Genomic DNA, 16167 nt, shown 5'->3' on the forward strand with positions numbered 1-16167 from the left:
TACTGTAGATTTTGTCTAAAGAGGTGGAAAACATGATTCGTATTTTAGTGATTGACGATCATCCTGCTGTGAGAGAAGGGACAAAAGCGATATTGGAAACGGATTCTGAAGTTGAAGTGGATTGTCTGGAGCCTCCTTATACGGCTGAACTTATGAAGAAAATCGATTTTTTGCAATATGATGCAGTTCTTATGGATATGAATTTAGGTGACGTCAACGGGATTGAACTGGCAAAGCAAATAACATCCCAAGAACACCAATGCAAAGTCCTTCTTTATACTGGATATGATGTCAATGATTATATGGAAGAAGCGATTTCCTTAGGCATTCATGGAGTAATCAGCAAGACGGAGTCAAAAGAGAAAATATTATCTCACATTCGCCATGCGTTGCTTGGTGAGATTATTCTATCATTTGATTACGTAAAAAAATTGATTGAACGACAGACATTAAAGTCGCCATCTATGAAAGAAGCAAATGAGCCTTTAACAGATAGGGAAAAAATGATTTTAATGGAAGTCGAAAGAGGGTTAACAAATCAAGAAATAGCAGATAAGCTGCATTTAAGCAAAAGATCGATTGAATATAGTCTGACTTCCATTTTTAATAAGCTGCACGTCAGCTCTCGGACAGAAGCCGTATTAATTGCGAAGTCAGAAGGCATTCTTTAAATAAGGAGTCCCGTCCAATTTGATTGCTAAAAAAGATAAGGCTCATGAATGAACCTTATCCTTTGCTTTCTTTTTTTCTTTTAACTCATCAATTTTGCTGTTTTCCCATAGTTTCACTTTTGTATAGTAAGCTGCGCGGCTGATTAAATGTCCTGCTACAGGCGATGTTAAAAATATAAACAGGATTCCCAGCAAAACTCTTCCATTCATATGGTTTTCAAGCACCCAAAAATATAAGAACACCCCTAGTAAAATAGAGAGCACACCTAATGTCGCGCTTTTGGAAGCCGCATGGTTTCTCGTATATACATCTGGTAGCCTCAACACACCAATGGCGGAAATTAGGCTGAAAAAGGCTCCTTGGAGAATGAGATATCCGATCACAAACTTACTGATTGTTTCGATCATTTTCGATAATTTCTCCTTTCTCCAAGAATTTAGCAATCGATACCGTGCCGATAAAAGCTAAAATTCCAATTAATAAAATAATGTCCAAAAAAGCGCTTGTATCTAAAACAATCGACATGATCGCTGTGATCCCGACTAAGTTAATGCCGATCGCATCTAATGATATGGCGCGGTCTGGAACGGATGGGCCTTTGATGAGCCGAATCATCAATAAGAGAGAGGAAGCAGCGATAAGAGCCAAAGAAATCCAAATAATAAATTCAAACATTAACGGCTCACCTCCTTAATAGCTTTCTCAAAACTGCTTTTTATATCTTTTCTTGCTTGTTCGACATTCGCTATATCCACAGAATGGATATAAAGCGTTTTATTATCATCGGAAATATCAATAACAAATGTTCCTGGTGTTAAAGTAATGAGATTGGATAGAATCGTAATTTCCCAATCTTTTTCCAATTCTGTTTCAAAGGCAAAAATTCCAGGCTCCATTTTCAATTTTGGCGACAAAACGATTTTTAAAACAGCAATATTTGCAAGGACAAGCTCATTCAAAAAGATGAATATGAGCTTTATGACAGCGGCAATATTGTACAGATAAAATCGTCTTGGAAAAAAACGGCGCAGCGCGAAAAGAATGATAATACCTAAAAGATATCCGATAAAAAATGTGATGAATGAGTAGTCATCCTGCAAAAGCATCCATGTAATGGCAATCATAAAATTTAACAGTATTTGAAAGGCCATGTGATCTACTCCTTTAATACGGCTTCAATATAAAGATCAGGAGAAAGAAGAACCTGTTCCGCCTGTTTGATGTATGAAGAGATAAATTCTGTGCCAAGACCGTAAAATAATGAGAGAGCAAGCAAGAAAGCAGCCGGAACGTAAAGACTTTTTACTTGACTGGTTTCCAGAACTTGCGGAATTTTTTCCTCTCCCCAAAAACCGTTAATAAATATTTTCATCACAGAATATAGGACTAAAAGGCTTGAAAGCAAGACTGCGAAAGCTAATACAAATTCACCTTGCTCAAATCCCCCTTGGACTATTTTCAGTTTCCCGATAAAACCGCTTAATGGTGGAATGCCGGCTAAAGCTAATGCGGCGATAAAAAACATCCACCCAAGTGTTGGGTATTTTTTTATTAGTCCACTGAATTTATCAAGGTTTGTTGTTCCAGTGATCGAAAAGACGATTCCGACCAAATGGAACAGCAACCCTTTAATAATCATATCGTGGATCATGTAATAAACAGATCCTTCTAAACCTGATTCGGTCATTGTGGACACTCCGAATAAAATGACACCAACGCCTGTCAAAATGTTGTATATCACGATCTGTTTAATATCCGAGAAGCTAATGGCGCCAATAACGCCAAATATGATCGTAAGCACCGCCAGCCATGCGATAAACGTATGAGTAAATGCAATGTCCTGCAAAAAAATAAGCGTAAACACTCTTGTGATCGAATAGACGCCAACTTTTGTCAAAAGAGCACCAAATAGAGCCGTAACAGCTGCTGGCGGAGCCTGATAGGAGCCGGGCATCCAGAAAAAAAGCGGGAAAATGGCTCCTTTTAATCCGAATACAATTAAATACATGATGGAGATGGCCGCGATGATGCCGGATGAGCCTAATTCTGCGACTCGCAGGCTCAAGTCAGCCATGTTTAATGTACCTGTTACAGCATATAGAAATGCAACGGATATGACAAATAAAGCGGATGAAATAACATTTACTAAAATGTATTTAATAGTTTCTCTTAATTGCGGCTTTGAATTTCCGTGAACAATTAAAAAATAAGAAGACATGAGCATAACTTCATAGAACACAAACAGATTGAAAAGATCTCCTGTCAGAAAAGCACCGGACACTCCGGTCAATAAAAACATGACGCCGGAATAGTAGAAAAATTTGCTTCGATTATAATCTACTATTTTGTAGGAAAATAGCAAACAGGCAAAAACAATAATGTTTGCCGTTAAAACAAGCAGAATCGCGTACATATCGGCTACAAGAACAATCCCAAACGGCGCTTTCCAATCCCCGACTTCAAGGGAAATGATTCCGTTTGTATGAACATAGTGAACAAGGAAAACGGAAATGCCGATATTTATAACGGAAGAAACAGCGCTTAAATATTTTTGCACTTTTTCTTGTTTATTGAAAAAAATAAGCAATACTGCAGTTATCATAGGAATAATAATCGGTAAAATAATGATATTGTTATTCATTTCTGATCATTTCCCCTCAATTGATCCATATCGTCTGTTCCAAGTTCTTGATAAGATCTGTAGGCTAACACTAAAAAGAAGGCTGTTACTCCAAAGCTAATGACAATTGCAGTTAATATAAGTGCTTGCGGCAAAGGGTCTACATAAGAAGCTGCGTGTTCATCTAGCAGCGGAACAGTTCCTTTTTTCAGTCCCCCCATCGTTAAAATGAGGAGATGAGCTCCGTGACTCAAAAGACCTGTTCCAATAATGATCCGCAATAAACTTTTTGAAAGCATTAAATATGTAGCTGTCATAAACAAAATTCCTGCAACAATGGAAGTTACAATCTCCATTATTCCGTCTCTCCAATCGTTTGAATAATCGTCATTGTCACGCCAACAACAACAAAATATACACCGAGATCAAAAATGACAGCAGTCGCAAGATGTGTATCGCCTAAAACCGGGATGTGAACGTGGCCATGTGTATGAGAAAGGAATGGAACTCCGAAAAGAAAGGAGCCGATCCCCGATAAAATCGCAATCAATAATCCGAACGCCGCCACTTTAACATAATTAATGGGCAAAATCGCTTTCACGGTTTTGACATCAAAAGCGATCAATAATAAAACGATTGCTCCTGATGTGATGAGCCCGCCGATAAACCCGCCTCCAGGGGCATTATGGCCAGCGAAAAATAAATGGAACGAAAAAATGATCACGATAAAAAGCACGATTTTTGTAATTGTTTGCAAAATAAGATCATTCGTTTTTAAACCCGTTTTCTTCAACGTCTTTCCCTCCTGTGCGAAGGCGAATCATACTGTAGACAGCAAGCGCTGCGATTGCCAAAACAGTTATTTCAAACAGCGTGTCAAAGCCGCGGAAATCGACTAGTATAACGTTGACGACATTGTATCCGCCGCCCAAGCTATAGCTCGTTTCCAGAAAGTATTCCGCGATCGTTTTTCCAGTGCGTTCGCTGCTTGCGGAAATGGCCAGCAGCGTTACAATCCCCCCGACGCCTGCTGAAATTATAAAATTCACCAGGCGGAATCCTCGAGTTTTATCTTTTTTCTGCAGCTCAGGTAAGAAATAAAAAGCAAGCAAAAACAAGGCAGTTGATACCGTTTCAATAACTAGCTGCGTTAAAGCTAAATCCGGCGCTCTAAATAAAACGAAAAACAGTGCGAGTGAATACCCGACGGAGCTAAGTGCAATAATGGCTGTCAATCTGGATCTTGCCAAAACAGCTGTGATTGAACCGGCTATCATAACAATCGACAGGATCAATTCATAAATTCCGACAGGTGCAGCATCATCAGCAGCAAAAGAGATTGATTGCTTGATGATCATTGTCGCTCCAACTGCCATGATCATAAATGCAAAAATATAGACAAGATAGTCGCGAATAAATCCAGTCATATAAAAGCTTGTCAGCCGGTTGGAAGTTTTGCCTACCGTTTTTAAAGAATGATCATATAATTGATTGAGCGTCATCCTTTTCGGCTGCAGATCGTAAACTCTTTTCCATTTTGACGCTGTCAAGTATAGGAATATTCCAAGTATCACTACGCCAACTGTCATCCAAAATTCCGCAGTAAAGCCGTGCCAATGTGAAATATGGATGTGAAAATGTTCTCCATCCTTCAACACGCTAGGCATGACAGATTTCATTGCCGGTTCGATTAAGCTGTAAGCAAGCAAGTTTGGAAAAAATCCAAAAATAACAACAAGGGATGCCAGCACAATAGGCGGAATCAGCATTCCGATCGGCGCCTCGTGGGGTTTTTTAGGCAGATTTTCCAGCTGCAATTTTCCAGCAAATGTTTTAAAAACAAACATCATGCTGTAAATAAATGTAAAAACACTGCCGATCCATGCGAGCACTGGAAGTAAAAACCCCCATGTTTCTGTTTGAAATACATCCATGTTCAATACTCGAATCATACCGGTAAAAAACATTTCCTTGCTTAAAAATCCATTAAATGGTGGAAGACCTGCCATAGAAAACGCGCCGATTAAACCGATCGTAAAGGTAATGGGCATAAGGGACATGAGTCCGCCAAGCTTTCTAATATCTCGAGTACCTGTCTCATGATCAACAATGCCTGCAACCATAAATAGGCTGCCTTTAAATGTCGCATGGTTAATCAAATGGAAAATCGCTGCTAAAATCGCAACTGAATAAAATTCAAAATGATCAAACAAGAGGGCGGCGGAGCCGACCCCTAAAAGGGACATAATCATGCCGAGCTGGCTGACAGTTGAAAAGGCTAACATCGCTTTTAAATCTGTTTGTTTCACCGCATGGAAGGATCCCCAGAATAAGGTGAAAATTCCGAAAAGTGAAACGATCCAAAACCATTCGGCACTTCCTGCAAATACAGGTGTGAAACGAGCAACTAAATAAATGCCTGCTTTCACCATCGTTGCTGAGTGGAGATAGGCACTGACTGGCGTTGGCGCTTCCATCGCATCAGGCAGCCAAATGTAAAAAGGAAATTGGGCGGATTTTGTAAATGCTCCCAATAAGAGCAGAATAAGGGCTGGGATAAATAATCCATTGTAGGCGATACTGCTGCTTTGGGCAATTGTTTCACGAATGCTGAATGTTCCAGTCATGATGTAGAGCAAGATAAATCCGCCAAGCATGGAAAGCCCGCCAAAAACAGTAATAAGCATCGATTTTAGCGCCCCGTAACGTGATCTTTCCCGATAATGCCAATAGCCAATTAATAGAAAAGAAGAAAAGCTGGTAATTTCCCAAAAAGTATATAAAACAATAGTATTATCAGTTAAGACTACTCCAAGCATTGACCCCATAAACATCAACAAATAAACGTAAAACGCATTCAGCTGTTCTTTTTCCTTCGACAAATAGTAGATCGAATAAAGAACAACGAGTGAGCCGATACCGGTAATGAGCAAAGCAAACAGAAGGTTGAGTCCGTCCACATAAACAGCAAAATCAATTCCTAATGATGGAATCCATTTAACAGTTTGTACGATACCTTCTTTATGCTTAACTCCCGGCAAAAATTGAAGAAAAAATATGAATAAACATATAGGAAGGGGAAGCACAAACCATCCAGTATGTATTTTCCGAAATGTCTTATATAGGAATGGTACAATGAAAGCAAATAGAAATGGAAATAATATAGCCCAATGCAGAAATGTCATGTAAACCCTCCTTATCCAATGTTTTGGACTAGCTGTATTTTATTGTTCTCAATATTTTTTGCATATATAGCTTTTTAAATTTCAAGTTCATAAGACCACAAATATCGTATCAAAAAAATCATAAAATGTATATTTTTTTGTGAAATTTCCCACCTTGAAAATGAGGTGGTATGATGACAAAAAAGGTAATGACAGCCATTTTAATTTTTATCTTATTATTCAGCATTTCATGGTATTTGCATGAACAAACGAAACAGACGTATGTACATCCATCATATGAGTGGACGCCAATCAATACTTTTTCCAAAAATATGAAGGGAGAAACGTTTGCACCAAGAGAATACATTCGTGTCATCAATTACTTAGAATGAAATGCCAAAAACATTAAAGAAAATACAAGTAAAATCGAGTTTTTTAAAAGAAATTGGCGATTGTCCAGTTTCTTTCTTTCTTTACAGAAAGGAAAATTTATGAGATGAACAGGAAGTTTTAAAATTTCCTCGGATTATTGTAAAAAACGTTTTTTTATGTTTTCACTAGGAAGGATGCATTTGTTTTTTTGACCGAACCATTTATATCGGTTTTTAGCAATGATCTGATAAAAAAAATCGCGAATTGGTTTCGGGATGATGATGAATCCGTAAAATATTTTCAAAAGCCCGCTTAAGTGTTTGGCGATATGTAAAGCAGCAGTGGATTTTGTATAATAACGATTCCCATCCGATAATACGAGCGAGTCAAAAGATTCAGTCGAAAGGCCGAATTGCTGTAATAATTCCTTTCCCTTGCTTGATTGCAGCGGTGCGAATATAAAAATTTCATCTGGATCGTGCGAAATGATGAAATTTACGGTCGAATCGCAAAAATTGCACATGCCGTCGAAAAGAATGATTTTTTTTGTCTTCATCGATATTCACTCCTTTCTTCTATTTTATAATAAAAAATTCATAAAAAATTTTTTATTTTCCGAAATGGAAGATATTTATTCTTGTTAAATGATATAATGAAGTAACGGTGTTTTCGGAGCAGTGATTCATAAGGGGGGAGGATAACGTGGAGGCCAAGAAGCAGTTATTTATTGATTTTGAATTTACAATGGCTGAGAACAAAATGAATCCGGAAGGCTTTTTTCCGGAAATTATCGAAGCGGGTGTCGTAAAGGTAGAAAGGGGAAAAATTAAAGAGACGTTTTCCACATTTGTAAAACCTAGATTTTTTCCAAAATTAACAGAACGATGTAAGCGTTTTTTGGAAATTACCCAAGAACAAGTTGATAACGGTCTATCGTTTTCCGAATTGGTTCATCTTCTTCGCAAGCTTTCTTTTGGGGAAGAAACAATGATCGTGACATGGGGCAACATGGACATGAAAGTTCTTCGCCATAATTGCAAAGAGCATGGACTGCCATTTCCAATAGCAGGTACGGAGATCGATTTATCAATGGAATATAAAAAATTTTTTGGCGACCGCAATCAAACAGGATTGTGGAAAGCTGTGGAGGAATACGGCAAAAAAGGAATCGGCAAGCATCATCGTGCACTTGACGATGCGTTAACAACTTTTAATATTTTTAAGCTGATTGAAAAAGATAAGCAATATCTTTTGAAACCAAAGCCGCTGACAATTGGTGAACGAATAGATTTAACAAAATTATGGCAAAAGCAAGCGACATGAAAAGGCCAGCTGCAATTTGTAGTGGCCTTTTCATAATGCTTTAAAATATTCTCTCGGATTAAACCTCGAATTGCTAAAGGAATGGAACCATCTTTTCATAATGCTTTAAAATATTCTCTCTCTAATCGATTCAAGTTTTCAAGAGAACGCAATGCCCAATCGCTTCCATCTTCCTCAAGCTCCTTCTTTAAAGCAGCGGAAGCTTCTTTAAGAGAAGTTTCGTAATCAGGAATTTCCCCGTTATAATGGTGAACCATTTTTTTTGGAATATTTGCTTGTTCATTGAAGGAAAGTGCTTTGCGTTCATGAAAGAACGGAACATCAGCTTGTTTCGGCTGGTGCAAATCCCCTTGCATCGGATGTTTTAAAACCGCTTTTACTCTTACTAAATAATGATTCTCCCGAATTTCGGTAACTTCCCCGATATATTTACCGGTTTTATAAATGCCTGTAACGATATCCCCGACTTTTATGTCCAAAGTTTTCCCCTCCAGCAATTGTAATGTTTTCACCTATTGTACACTTTTATTTTCAGAGCAGATGGCATGATAAAGCAAAATTTTGCTATAGTAAAAGATAGAATGGATTTGAAAGGTCGTGATGATCATGGAATGGCTTCTAAATTTTATTCTATATTTTCCGGAAAATAAAATTGAATATTTATATGGTTTTTTGCAAATGGTTCCGTTTATCATTTTAGCTGTAGTTGCGATCATTTTTTTTAAAAAAATATCCCGCAAGGAAGAAGAAAAAGCGAATGAGCTGCTGAAAAAGCTTTCAGAAAATGAGAAAAAAAGAAGCTGAAACCGGGAGGCGATGCCTCCCAACGAATGTTAAGAAAGAGCCGTTTTTAGTCTCTTTAATCCATCTAGGACCATCTGCCGCGGACAGCCGATATTCATCCGCACAAAACCTTCTCCAGCCTTGCCGTATTTACTGCCCAGTTCCAATGCTAATTTTCCTTTTTCAAGCAGCTGTTTTTTTAATTGTTGTTCAGTCATATTTAATGAACGGCAATCAAGCCAAATTAAATACGTAGAATCAGGATGGATTACGTTTATACTTTTTAAATGCTCCCCAATATATTGTTCGACAAGTTTTACGTTTTCTTCAAGGTAAAGGAGAAGTGAATCCAGCCATTCATGTCCGTTATTGTAGGCTGCTTCCATTGCCGTAATGCCAAAAATATTTAAAGAAAAATGCCCCTGCTTTCTTTTCACTTGTTTAAATTTACCTAATATTTTCTTATCAGGAATGATCACTGCTGAAGCTTGAAGGCCGGCAAGATTAAATGTTTTGCTTGGCGCAATAGCTGTAATGGAATTTTGAGCAAATGATTCACTGATGGAAGCAAAAGGAGTGTGCTTATTGCCGAACAGCAAAATATCTGAATGAATTTCATCTGAAAAAACAAACACGCCGTTTTCTAAGCACAATTCGCCGATTTTTGCAAGCTCCTCTTTTGTCCATACTCTTCCGCTCGGGTTTTGCGGGTTGCAAAGAATCAGCATTTTGACGGATGGATCTGCCAGCTTTTCCGCCAAATCTTCAAAATCGATAGAATAACGCCCGTCTTTTAAAACTAATTCATTCTCCACAACAATGCGTTTATTATACTTCACCATGTCAAAAAAAGGCTTGTATACCGGGGGCTGAATCACAATCCGATCCCCCTCTTCCGTTAATGCTTGGATGGCTATGCTCATTGCTTCCACTACGCCTGAACAAAAATCAAGTGAATCGGCTGAAATTTCCCATCCATGTCTTGTTTTTAGCCAATTTTGAACCGATTTTTTTGTTTTGGAGGCGACGCCAGTATAGCCGTACACACCGTGTTCGACTCGTTCTTTCAAAGCCGCTATGACCGCATCGGGAGATTTGAAATCCATATCAGCTACCCACATTGGCAAAACATCTTCATGTCCGAACAATTCTTTTGTGAAATCCCATTTGTAAGATTGTGTTCCTTTTCTTTTTATTACTTGATCAAAATCACTCATCTTCTCACCTCAATACCAATGTATATGTGCTAAAATACAATTGCAAACATTTTGTACCAATTTGGGGGAAGCGATATGGAACAAAAAGAGGCAAATTTATTTATGATTGAACTGTTAAGTGAATGGGATCCGCTCCAACTGGGCAATGATGCTTACGAACTGGAAATAGTTGATTGCATTCAAGCCGTTCATACAATTGATCACCCTTTACAGTTGGCTAGGAAGATTCAGTCAATTTACGAATTCTCTTTTGAAGAGGTTATACCTTTAAAGGAATGTGAAAAAATCGCCAAAAAACTATTGGCGATTAAAAAAATGCGTCATGCCAATTATTGTAAAAACACTTACCTATTTAGCCGAAACAAAAATCAAAAATGTGATTACTAACATGATATGGCCGCTCTTCAGGCACTAAATGGCCTGTTTGTTTGAAGGAGACAAAACGAGAGATGGGCAAATCTTTCTGAAGCTGGTATCCGACTTCGATTGGAACGATTTTATCTTCTTCCCCCCATACTAATAAGCATGGAATTTCAATCGTTTTTAAGTCTTGTGAGGAAAGATCTCCTTCACGTTCACGAATCATTCGGGTCAATGCTCTGAAAATTTTATCGTCATAAAACGGTTCGCTATATCCGTATATCATGTCTTCGTTAATGAGCGATTGGTCGTGCACGACACTGCATAAGCTTTTCCATACGCCTTGCCTGATAAATTGTCTTTTAACGTAAAGGTAAAAATACGGGAGATATGAACAAAATATGAGAGAGGAAGGCATCTTTTGCATATAACCAGAGCTGCAAATGAGCACAATTTTTTTAAACAAATCAGGTTTTTGCTTAGCTGCATATAAAGAAATTTGTCCGCCCATGGAATGGCCGACAATTACAGCCTGTTTGATTTGCAAACGTTCTAAAAGCTCTATAACCGCTTTTGCCATGTTGTGATAGGAATAGAAAAACTTCGTTGCTTTTTCGGATTTCCCAAATGGGGGAAGATCAATGGCTATAATGGAAAAGTGCTTTTTTAATAAAGGGATTAATTTTCTGTAGCTGAAGGTGGAGGATAAAAATCCATGAATCAGCACGATCGTATCTGTTTGTTGTGGATGATGATAATATTCGTAATATATATTTGTTCCTAATATTTTCATCTTGTGATGGATTTCCTTTAGCAATGCTTATTTCTCCTTTCAGTAATTTTGTACCGTTAGTTTATCCATCAATTTAAAAAATTTTCTGGCATAGTGATGTAAAAATTCTGGAACGTGATATAATTATCTGAAGATTCCATTTTAGGGGGATTTACAAAAATGAAATTGACTGAAAAGGAAACAGAAATTTTAGAAATTTTGGAGGAAGACAGCCGATTAACACCTGAAACAATTGCGAAAATGATTGGACTTTCTGAGGAAGAGACAAAGAAATTGATTTCAGGTTTAGAAGAGAAAAAAATCATCGTGAATTATGCGACAACCATTGATTGGAAAAAGGTAGACGGACATGAAGGCGTAACAGCCATGATCGATGTAAAGGTGGCTCCAAAAAGAGGCGTAGGGTTTGATGAAATTGCCGAACGCATTTATCGATTTAACGAGGTTAAATCGGTTTATTTAATGTCAGGCGCTTATGATCTTTCTGTCGTGATTGAAGGAAAAACAATGAATGATATAGCCCGTTTTGTATCGGAGAAGCTGTCAACGCTTGAATCCGTTTTATCTACAACAACACATTTTATTTTGAAAAAATATAAACATGACGGAATCATTTTTGATCACGAAGATAAAGATAAAAGAATCGTGGTGTCACCATGAAAATGAAGACGTTAAATTCATATTTGTCAGAAACTGTCATAAATATGAAGCCATCAGGCATCCGCAAGTTTTTTGACCTAGCTGCCAATATGGAAGGCGTTATTTCACTTGGTGTAGGAGAGCCTGATTTTGTCACTCCATGGAATGTACGCGAAGCCTGCATTCTTTCCTTGGAACAAGGATTTACGTCTTATACAGCAAACGCTGGATTGTATGAGCTTCGCGAAAAAATCAGCGAGTATTTGTTCAAACGTTTTGATTTACAGTACGATCCGGCTGAAGAAATTATTGTAACAGTTGGTGCGAGTCAAGCGATCGATATAGCTTTCCGGTCTATTATTAATAGCGGGGATGAAGTATTAATAATAGAACCTTGCTTTGTTTCATATGCGCCTCTGGTCACTCTCGCGGGAGGGAAGCCTGTCAGCGTATCTACCTTTGGAGAAGAAGAATTTAAAGTCAATCCGGAAATTTTGGAAAAATATATTACAAGTAAGACAAAAGCCATTATGATTTGTACGCCAAACAACCCGACAGGAACGGTTTTATCGAAGAAAGAGCTGGAAGCAGTTGCACAAATTGCTAAGCGATATGACTTGCTGGTAGTGGCTGATGAGATTTATGCTGAGCTCTGTTATGAAGATGAATATGTAAGCATGCCGAGTATTGAAGGTATGAAGGAACGGACAATTCTTATTTCCGGCTTTTCTAAAGGCTTTGCCATGACAGGGTGGCGGCTTGGGTATATAGCTGCTGACCGAGTTTTTGCGCGTGCAATGTTGAAGGTTCATCAATATTCGATCATGTGCGCGCCGACAATGGCCCAATACGCTGCATTAGAAGCATTGGAAAATGATGAAGATGTTTTATATATGCGGAAAAGCTATCAAAGAAGAAGAAACTACATTGTTCAGTCGTTAAATGAAGCCGGTTTATTTTGCCATATGCCGGGCGGTGCCTTTTATGCTTTTCCAAGCATTAAAAGCACCGGATTGTCTTCCGAGGAATTTGCGGAGAGATTGCTTTTAGAAGAAAAAGTAGCAGTAGTCCCCGGCAATGTTTTTGGCCAAAGCGGCGAAGGATATATTCGTTGTTCATACGCATCATCTATGGAGCAGCTTCAAGAAGCGATGAAAAGGATCAAACGATTTGTACAATCTTTATAATGCTTTTATTGCCTGGCCTAATATGAGGCCAGGTTTTTTTATTTATTTTTGCTCAAATGAGTACATTGTGTTATAATTGATCACCGCATATTCGTTTTAAGCAGAAATTATGAATTAGGAGTGTTTAAATGGCTAATCAATATCCTATCGGGGCTGTTTTAGTTGGTAAAGTGACAGGAATCCAGCCGTACGGTGCATTTGTAGCATTGGATGAAGAAACGCAAGGTCTAGTGCATATTTCGGAAATTGCCCACGGATATGTAAAAGATGTCCGGGATTACTTAAAGATCGGCGATGAAGTAAATGTAAAAATTCTTTCTGTTGATCATGAATCGGGAAAGATCAGCTTATCCATTAAGGCAGTGGAAGAAAAATCAAAACCAATTGCTAAACAAAAAACAGAAAACGAAGCGTCAAGAGGCTTTAACACATTGCGTGAAAAGCTGCAGGAATGGATTGAACAATCAAAACACGAAAATATTATAAAAAAATAAAGACATACGCATCATGGTCATGGCGGAATTTTACGGAAACGTTATTGTAGAACACGAATTTGCTTTTTAATACTTATTCCTGTTACAAAGACTGCTATCGAACTTTGCCCGGACATTCTTTTAAAGATTTATCGAATGTATTTCGGTTATAGAAGTTCGAAAAGCGGCAATCCTTCAAGCTGCGCTAATGAAAAAAACCGGCAATTATGCCGGTTTATTTGAACCCTACTTTTCGGTTCTGTCGATTTTAGAAAAAAATTATAGAAGGTTTTTTTACAGAAAATTATGTCGATTTTTTAAGCTCCGAATTTTGATCTCATTGAAATGCTTGTTGTCTTTATCTTGTTTCCGTCTTAGGCTCATTACGGGCAAATTCTGCATCAGGTTTAAATAAGAGAGCAAGATTAATGAGACCGGCAATACCGACTATACCATAAATGATTCTAGATAAAGCAGCATTTTGGCCGCCAAAAATAGCTGCCACAAGATCAAATTGAAAAAATCCGATAAGACCCCAGTTCAGGGCTCCGATTATTGTAAAAAGCAGTGCAATCCGCTGTAAAGTGCTCATGTTGCTACCTCCTTTAAGTTGAATTTTTCCTTATTAACTTGTATCAAAATGAAAAATTTATACATCTGATAGCAGGAATAATGAGCCTGTTCTGTTTATTGTTTTCTTGATTTCGACAAATATTTTCGATAAAGTGGAAGACATGGCAGATAAATTTTTAGAGATGGAGGAATTGGCTTATGGCACATGTACGTTTTGATTACTCTAAAGCTTTATCTTTTTTTAGTGAGCAAGAATTTACATATTATCAAGATTTTGTAAAGGTTGCCCATCATTCCTTGCATGAAAAATCAGGTCAAGGAAGTGATTTTTTAGGCTGGATCGATTTGCCGCAAGATTATGACAAGGAGGAATTTGCACGGATTCAACAATGTGCCGAAAAAATCCGTTCGGATTCTGATGTATTGCTTGTCATCGGAATCGGAGGTTCTTATTTAGGTGCTCGAGCTGCAATTGAAATGTTGAACCATTCATTTTTTAATGCTCTTTCAAAAAGCCAAAGAAAAGCGCCGCAAATTATTTTTGTCGGAAACAATATAAGTTCTACATATATCCAAGATGTTATTGATTTTATAAAAGAAAAAGATTTTTCCATTAATGTCATTTCTAAATCTGGAACAACGACAGAACCAGCGATAGCGTTCCGAATTTTCCGTAAATTATTAGAGGATAAATATGGAAGAGAAGAAGCGAAAAAACGTATTTATGCTACGACAGATAAAGCGCGCGGAGCCCTCAAAACACTCGCAAATGAAGAAGGATATGAATCATTTATTATCCCGGATGATGTCGGCGGACGATATTCTGTTCTAACTGCTGTCGGGCTTCTTCCGATTGCGGTAAGCGGAGTGGATATTGAAGAGATTATGAAGGGCGCTCAAGATGCAAGAAGAGATTTTTCTTCTTCCGAGCTAATGGAGAATCCAGCTTACCAGTATGCCGTTGCGCGCAATATTCTTTATAATAAAGGGAAAACAATTGAAATGCTCATCAATTATGAGCCGGCTCTTCAATATTTTGCGGAATGGTGGAAGCAGCTTTTCGGGGAAAGTGAAGGAAAAGATTTGAAAGGTATTTTCCCTGCTTCAGCCAACTTTTCGACAGATCTGCATTCGTTAGGACAATATGTGCAAGAAGGGCGCCGGGACATATTTGAAACGATCTTACATGTAGAGAAGGTACGGCATGACATAACGATTGAAGAAGATGAAAGCAACCTGGACGGATTAAATTATTTAGCCGGAAAATCTGTTGATTTTGTCAATAAAAAAGCATTTGAAGGGACTCTCTTAGCTCATACTGACGGGGGCGTACCGAACCTCATTGTTTCCATTCCTGAATTAAACGCTTATACATTCGGATATCTCGTTTATTTCTTTGAAAAAGCTTGTGCAATGAGCGGTTATTTACTTGGCGTTAACCCGTTTGACCAGCCAGGCGTAGAAGCATACAAAATCAACATGTTCGCTCTTTTAGGCAAACCGGGCTTTGAAGAGAAAAAAGCTGAGCTTGAAAAACGCTTGAAATAAAAGGGAATCATGTAAAAAAGAACGGCAATTGCTGAATTTTCCTTTGCCAAGCAGACAGAATTTGATTAAGCAGCAGCTGTAGCTATTTCTAGCTACAGCTGTTTTATTTTTGTCTATCTGCTGCCCGCTTCCGACAATTGGAATGCAATGTTGCTCTTTTATTCCTTTATTTAGAAAAATAAATACACAATTTGCTCTTCATCGCAATATTTTTGACTGTCACGTTATATCCCTTCCATTAACAGAAGCCCTTTAACTTTTATCTGTCTGCTGTAAGAGCGTGGAGAATATTATTGGGAAGAGGGATCCGCATAGTTAGAGCAAAATTCGAAATAAAAAACCAATTTTTTAACTTAAAATAATGACTTTCCATCAAACGAAAAATTCGCTCGAATATTTGCCGAATGCAAAAATCGCCATTTTCCATAAAGCTTGAAGAGCAT

At 37.9% G+C, this 16167-nt stretch carries 21 protein-coding genes; 9 read left to right on the forward strand and 12 right to left on the reverse strand.

Features of this window, described 5'->3' with window-relative positions:
* The first annotated feature begins 32 nt into the window (after nt 1-32).
* Nucleotides 33-671, forward strand: a complete 639-nt coding sequence (locus NSQ41_RS04390) for a response regulator transcription factor (protein WP_066249242.1) — start codon at nt 33-35, stop codon at nt 669-671.
* A 42-nt stretch (nt 672-713) separates the two neighbouring features.
* Here NSQ41_RS04390 and mnhG read toward each other — a convergent pair whose 3' ends face one another.
* Genes mnhG through NSQ41_RS04425 form a run of 7 tightly spaced genes read right to left on the reverse strand, consistent with a single transcriptional unit; the run spans nt 714 to nt 6477 of the window.
* Nucleotides 714-1079 carry a monovalent cation/H(+) antiporter subunit G gene (gene mnhG / locus NSQ41_RS04395; RefSeq protein ID WP_339211071.1) on the reverse strand — a complete coding sequence of 122 codons (366 nt, stop codon included), beginning with the start codon at nt 1077-1079 and terminating at the stop codon, nt 714-716.
* Nucleotides 1060-1347, reverse strand: coding sequence for a Na(+)/H(+) antiporter subunit F1 (locus NSQ41_RS04400; protein ID WP_066249245.1), 288 nt, complete (start codon nt 1345-1347; stop codon nt 1060-1062). The genes mnhG and NSQ41_RS04400 overlap by 20 nt, the downstream gene beginning before the upstream one ends.
* The gene (locus NSQ41_RS04405) at nt 1347-1823 is read right to left on the reverse strand and encodes a Na+/H+ antiporter subunit E (RefSeq protein ID WP_339211072.1); all 477 of its coding nucleotides are present in this window, start codon (nt 1821-1823) and stop codon (nt 1347-1349) included. The genes NSQ41_RS04400 and NSQ41_RS04405 overlap by 1 nt, the downstream gene beginning before the upstream one ends.
* Nucleotides 1824-1828: 5 nt before the next feature.
* Complete coding sequence (locus NSQ41_RS04410) at nt 1829-3313, reverse strand: Na+/H+ antiporter subunit D (protein WP_339211074.1); 1485 nt, start codon at nt 3311-3313, stop codon at nt 1829-1831.
* Nucleotides 3310-3648, reverse strand: a complete 339-nt coding sequence (locus NSQ41_RS04415) for a Na(+)/H(+) antiporter subunit C (RefSeq protein WP_066249252.1) — start codon at nt 3646-3648, stop codon at nt 3310-3312. Before NSQ41_RS04415 ends, NSQ41_RS04410 begins: the two co-directional genes overlap by 4 nt.
* The gene (locus tag NSQ41_RS04420) at nt 3648-4085 is read right to left on the reverse strand and encodes a Na(+)/H(+) antiporter subunit B (RefSeq protein ID WP_130157063.1); all 438 of its coding nucleotides are present in this window, start codon (nt 4083-4085) and stop codon (nt 3648-3650) included. The genes NSQ41_RS04415 and NSQ41_RS04420 overlap by 1 nt, the downstream gene beginning before the upstream one ends.
* Entirely contained in the window at nt 4057-6477 is a 2421-nt protein-coding gene (locus tag NSQ41_RS04425; RefSeq protein ID WP_339211076.1) for a Na+/H+ antiporter subunit A, read from the reverse strand. The genes NSQ41_RS04420 and NSQ41_RS04425 overlap by 29 nt, the downstream gene beginning before the upstream one ends.
* A 173-nt stretch (nt 6478-6650) precedes the next feature.
* On the opposite strand from NSQ41_RS04425, the gene NSQ41_RS04430 reads away from it, so the two are divergent.
* Complete coding sequence (locus tag NSQ41_RS04430) at nt 6651-6848, forward strand: hypothetical protein (protein ID WP_066249259.1); 198 nt, start codon at nt 6651-6653, stop codon at nt 6846-6848.
* A gap of 134 nt (nt 6849-6982) precedes the next feature.
* Here NSQ41_RS04430 and NSQ41_RS04435 read toward each other — a convergent pair whose 3' ends face one another.
* Complete coding sequence (locus tag NSQ41_RS04435) at nt 6983-7384, reverse strand: thiol-disulfide oxidoreductase DCC family protein (protein WP_339199025.1); 402 nt, start codon at nt 7382-7384, stop codon at nt 6983-6985.
* A 146-nt stretch (nt 7385-7530) separates the two neighbouring features.
* Here NSQ41_RS04435 and kapD point away from each other — a divergent pair, with 146 nt between their 5' ends.
* A complete protein-coding gene (kapD, locus tag NSQ41_RS04440) occupies nt 7531-8151 on the forward strand; it encodes a 3'-5' exonuclease KapD (RefSeq protein ID WP_063387101.1) in 621 nt (206 codons plus the stop codon).
* Between the two features lie 95 nt (nt 8152-8246).
* On the opposite strand, the gene NSQ41_RS04445 is transcribed toward kapD, so the two are convergent.
* Nucleotides 8247-8630: a kinase-associated lipoprotein B gene (locus tag NSQ41_RS04445; protein ID WP_063387055.1), complete on the reverse strand. Its 384-nt coding sequence runs from the start codon at nt 8628-8630 to the stop codon at nt 8247-8249.
* A 127-nt stretch (nt 8631-8757) separates the two neighbouring features.
* On the opposite strand from NSQ41_RS04445, the gene NSQ41_RS04450 reads away from it, so the two are divergent.
* On the forward strand, nt 8758-8955 hold the full coding sequence (locus tag NSQ41_RS04450) for a hypothetical protein (protein ID WP_063387054.1): 198 nt from the start codon (nt 8758-8760) through the stop codon (nt 8953-8955).
* Between the two features lie 29 nt (nt 8956-8984).
* Here NSQ41_RS04450 and NSQ41_RS04455 read toward each other — a convergent pair whose 3' ends face one another.
* Nucleotides 8985-10151, reverse strand: coding sequence for a MalY/PatB family protein (locus NSQ41_RS04455; protein ID WP_339211077.1), 1167 nt, complete (start codon nt 10149-10151; stop codon nt 8985-8987).
* 75 nt (nt 10152-10226) lie between these two features.
* Here NSQ41_RS04455 and NSQ41_RS04460 point away from each other — a divergent pair, with 75 nt between their 5' ends.
* On the forward strand, nt 10227-10538 hold the full coding sequence (locus NSQ41_RS04460) for a DUF1871 family protein (RefSeq protein ID WP_339211078.1): 312 nt from the start codon (nt 10227-10229) through the stop codon (nt 10536-10538).
* Here NSQ41_RS04460 and NSQ41_RS04465 read toward each other — a convergent pair.
* Entirely contained in the window at nt 10504-11304 is an 801-nt protein-coding gene (locus NSQ41_RS04465) for an alpha/beta hydrolase (protein WP_063387100.1), read from the reverse strand. The genes NSQ41_RS04460 and NSQ41_RS04465 overlap by 35 nt on opposite strands.
* A gap of 159 nt (nt 11305-11463) precedes the next feature.
* On the opposite strand from NSQ41_RS04465, the gene NSQ41_RS04470 reads away from it, so the two are divergent.
* From NSQ41_RS04470 to yugI, 3 genes are all read left to right on the forward strand, one after another.
* Entirely contained in the window at nt 11464-11964 is a 501-nt protein-coding gene (locus tag NSQ41_RS04470; protein ID WP_063387051.1) for an Lrp/AsnC family transcriptional regulator, read from the forward strand.
* A complete protein-coding gene (locus tag NSQ41_RS04475) occupies nt 11961-13130 on the forward strand; it encodes an aminotransferase (RefSeq protein WP_186439307.1) in 1170 nt (389 codons plus the stop codon). Before NSQ41_RS04470 ends, NSQ41_RS04475 begins: the two co-directional genes overlap by 4 nt.
* 128 nt (nt 13131-13258) lie before the next feature.
* Entirely contained in the window at nt 13259-13624 is a 366-nt protein-coding gene (gene yugI / locus NSQ41_RS04480; RefSeq protein ID WP_063387050.1) for a S1 domain-containing post-transcriptional regulator GSP13, read from the forward strand.
* 337 nt (nt 13625-13961) lie between these two features.
* On the opposite strand, the gene NSQ41_RS04485 is transcribed toward yugI, so the two are convergent.
* Nucleotides 13962-14195, reverse strand: a complete 234-nt coding sequence (locus NSQ41_RS04485; protein ID WP_063387049.1) for a DUF378 domain-containing protein — start codon at nt 14193-14195, stop codon at nt 13962-13964.
* Nucleotides 14196-14374: 179 nt separating this feature from the next.
* On the opposite strand from NSQ41_RS04485, the gene NSQ41_RS04490 reads away from it, so the two are divergent.
* Entirely contained in the window at nt 14375-15724 is a 1350-nt protein-coding gene (locus NSQ41_RS04490) for a glucose-6-phosphate isomerase (RefSeq protein ID WP_063387048.1), read from the forward strand.
* The last annotated feature ends 443 nt before the right edge of the window (nt 15725-16167 follow it).

The organism is Aeribacillus sp. FSL K6-8210 (assembly GCF_037963925.1).
GTDB lineage: Bacteria > Bacillota > Bacilli > Bacillales > Aeribacillaceae > Aeribacillus > Aeribacillus composti.

Bases quoted from the DNA above. Each gene is read 5' to 3' on its own strand.
- NSQ41_RS04415 (WP_066249252.1), bottom strand. From the start codon at position 3,648: ATGGAGATTGTAACTTCCATTGTTGCAGGAATTTTGTTTATGACAGCT.
- yugI (WP_063387050.1), top strand. From the start codon at position 13,259: ATGGCTAATCAATATCCTATCGGGGCTGTTTTAGTTGGTAAAGTGACA.
- NSQ41_RS04425 (WP_339211076.1), bottom strand. From the start codon at position 6,477: ATGACATTTCTGCATTGGGCTATATTATTTCCATTTCTATTTGCTTTC.
- NSQ41_RS04405 (WP_339211072.1), bottom strand. From the start codon at position 1,823: ATGGCCTTTCAAATACTGTTAAATTTTATGATTGCCATTACATGGATG.
- NSQ41_RS04460 (WP_339211078.1), top strand. From the start codon at position 10,227: ATGGAACAAAAAGAGGCAAATTTATTTATGATTGAACTGTTAAGTGAA.
- NSQ41_RS04430 (WP_066249259.1), top strand. From the start codon at position 6,651: ATGACAAAAAAGGTAATGACAGCCATTTTAATTTTTATCTTATTATTC.
- NSQ41_RS04450 (WP_063387054.1), top strand. From the start codon at position 8,758: ATGGAATGGCTTCTAAATTTTATTCTATATTTTCCGGAAAATAAAATT.
- NSQ41_RS04435 (WP_339199025.1), bottom strand. From the start codon at position 7,384: ATGAAGACAAAAAAAATCATTCTTTTCGACGGCATGTGCAATTTTTGC.
- NSQ41_RS04410 (WP_339211074.1), bottom strand. From the start codon at position 3,313: ATGAATAACAATATCATTATTTTACCGATTATTATTCCTATGATAACT.
- mnhG (WP_339211071.1), bottom strand. From the start codon at position 1,079: ATGATCGAAACAATCAGTAAGTTTGTGATCGGATATCTCATTCTCCAA.
- NSQ41_RS04465 (WP_063387100.1), bottom strand. From the start codon at position 11,304: ATGAAAATATTAGGAACAAATATATATTACGAATATTATCATCATCCA.
- NSQ41_RS04490 (WP_063387048.1), top strand. From the start codon at position 14,375: ATGGCACATGTACGTTTTGATTACTCTAAAGCTTTATCTTTTTTTAGT.
- NSQ41_RS04485 (WP_063387049.1), bottom strand. From the start codon at position 14,195: ATGAGCACTTTACAGCGGATTGCACTGCTTTTTACAATAATCGGAGCC.
- NSQ41_RS04390 (WP_066249242.1), top strand. From the start codon at position 33: ATGATTCGTATTTTAGTGATTGACGATCATCCTGCTGTGAGAGAAGGG.
- NSQ41_RS04455 (WP_339211077.1), bottom strand. From the start codon at position 10,151: ATGAGTGATTTTGATCAAGTAATAAAAAGAAAAGGAACACAATCTTAC.
- NSQ41_RS04400 (WP_066249245.1), bottom strand. From the start codon at position 1,347: ATGTTTGAATTTATTATTTGGATTTCTTTGGCTCTTATCGCTGCTTCC.
- NSQ41_RS04470 (WP_063387051.1), top strand. From the start codon at position 11,464: ATGAAATTGACTGAAAAGGAAACAGAAATTTTAGAAATTTTGGAGGAA.
- NSQ41_RS04475 (WP_186439307.1), top strand. From the start codon at position 11,961: ATGAAAATGAAGACGTTAAATTCATATTTGTCAGAAACTGTCATAAAT.